Source organism: Inquilinus sp. NPDC058860, from assembly GCF_042743185.1.
Lineage (GTDB): Bacteria > Pseudomonadota > Alphaproteobacteria > DSM-16000 > Inquilinaceae > Inquilinus.
On record NZ_JBHYMS010000137.1, the window covers coordinates 1 to 2,092 of the forward strand.

Here is a 2,092-nt window from a genome sequence, read left to right on the forward strand (position 1 = left end):
GGGCGCCAACCGCCAAGGACAGGGGCCGGTGGCCACCGGCCCCTGTCCTGCCCTCTCTTCTACCTCAGCGAGGGCTGCACTCCAGATACAAGGGCGGACCCAGGCCTCGACAAAGCCCCCTCACCCGGAGCCGCTGGCGCGGCTCCGACCTCTCCCGCAAGCGGGAGAGGCACACAAGCAGGTGCCTCCGCTCACCTCCTCGACCGGCTCGATCCGGACCAGCGGGCGGCGGCGGAGCGGGTCGAGGGGCCGCTCCTGATCGTCGCCGGGCCGGGATCGGGCAAGACCCGGACGCTGACCCACCGCATCGCCCACCTGATCGCGGAGCACGGCGCAGCGCCCGACTCCTGCCTTGCCATCACCTTCACCCGCCGGGCAGCGGCGGAGATGCGCGAGCGGCTGGAGGCGCTTCTGCCCGGCGCGGCGGCGCGGATGCCGATCCACACCTTCCATTCCCTCGGCCTCGCCCTGCTGCGCGAGCATGGCGAGGCGGCCGGGCTGCACCGCGACTTCCGGGTGGCGGGGGAGGCGGAGCGCGCGGCCCTGCTGCAGGACGTGCTGGAGGTGTCCCGCACCAGGGCCGAGCGGCTCTTGCGCGCCATCTCCCGCGTCAAGCGCACCGGGGCGCTGGCCGAGCTCGACCTCGCCGAGGCGCTGGCCCGTTATGACGAGGCCTTGGCGCTGCGCAACTGGATCGACTTCGACGACCTGGTCGGCCGCAGCATCGCGGCGCTGGAGGGCGATCCCGGCTTGGTCGCGCTCACCCGCGACCGGTTCCGCCACGTCTCGGTCGACGAGTTCCAGGACGTCGACGACAGCCAGGTCCGCCTGCTGTCGCTGCTGGTGCCGTCCGGCGGCAATCTCTGCGTCATCGGCGACCCGGACCAGGCGATCTACGGCTTCCGCGGCGCCGACGCCTCCTGCTTCGACCGCTTCCACCGCGACCATCCCGGCGCCGCCGTGATCCGGCTGCGGCGCAACTACCGCTCGACCGGCACCATCGTCACCGCCGCCTCGCGCTTCATCGGTGCGGATGGCCGGACGGAGCCGGCGGCGGAGATCGTGCGGGCGATGCAGGACCGCATCTCGGTCCACGCCGCCGCCAGCGACAAGGCCGAGGCCGAGTTCGTGGTGGCGGAGATCGAGGCGCTGCTGGGCGGCCACAGCTTCTTCTCGATCGACAGCGGCCGGTCGGACGGCCGCTCCGATGATCAGCTGGGCTTCGGCGACATCGCCGTGCTGTACCGCACCGACGCCCAGGCCGAGGCGGTGGCGGAAGCCCTGGGCCGCGGCGGCATGCCGTTCAAGAAGAGCTCGCTGGCGCCGCTGGCCGAGGACCCGGCGGTCCAGGCATTGCTGGCGGCACTGGAGAGCGAGGCGGAGGAGGGGCCGCTGCCGCAGCAGCTGCAGCGGGCGGCCGAAGCGCTGCGCCGCGACGGCGCCGATCCGGCCTCGACCACGGCGGCGCTGCAGCGCCTGGCGCTGATCGCGTCCCGCCAGGACAGCGATGATCGGACGGCTTTCCTGGCTGCCGTGGCGCTGGCGACCGAGGCGGATTTCTGGGACCCGCGCGCCGACCGGGTCTCGCTGCTGACGCTGCATGCCGCCAAGGGGCTGGAGTTCCCGGTGGTGTTCATCCTCGGCCTGGAGGACGGCGTGCTGCCGCTGCGCTTCGGCGAGGCGGACCCGGCGGCGACGGCCGAGGAGCGGCGGCTGTTCTATGTCGGCATGACCCGGGCGATGGACCGGCTGTTCCTGTGCCGGGCGCGCGAGCGGCGCTGGCGCGGCGGCACGGTGCGGCTGGAGGTGTCGCCCTTCCTCGGCGAGATCGAGGCCGAGCTGCTGGCCCATCGCCGCCCGGACCCGGCCCCGCGCCGCCCGGCCGAGCGGCAGCTCAGTTTGTTCTAGAGCGGGATGGATTGAGGTCGGGTCACGTCAGGGCAATCGGGCAGGGGTCGACAGGATATCGAGCGTCTTCACATTGCCTCTCCCGCCTGGCGGGAGAGGTCGGGCTCGCGCAGCGAGACCGGGTGAGCGACTGTCTGGCCTGTCAAGCAGCCAGTGCGAGTTGTTGGCGGACATCGCGGGCCTT

At 72.9% G+C, this 2,092-nt stretch carries 1 protein-coding gene; it reads left to right on the forward strand.

Annotation, left to right across the window (positions count from 1 at the left end; genetic code table 11):
- Positions 1-42 precede the first annotated feature (42 nt).
- Positions 43-1,908 carry an ATP-dependent helicase gene (locus ACFW16_RS36055; RefSeq protein WP_380313920.1) on the forward strand — a complete coding sequence of 622 codons (1,866 nt, stop codon included), beginning with the start codon at positions 43-45 and terminating at the stop codon, positions 1,906-1,908.
- Positions 1,909-2,092 lie beyond the last annotated feature (184 nt).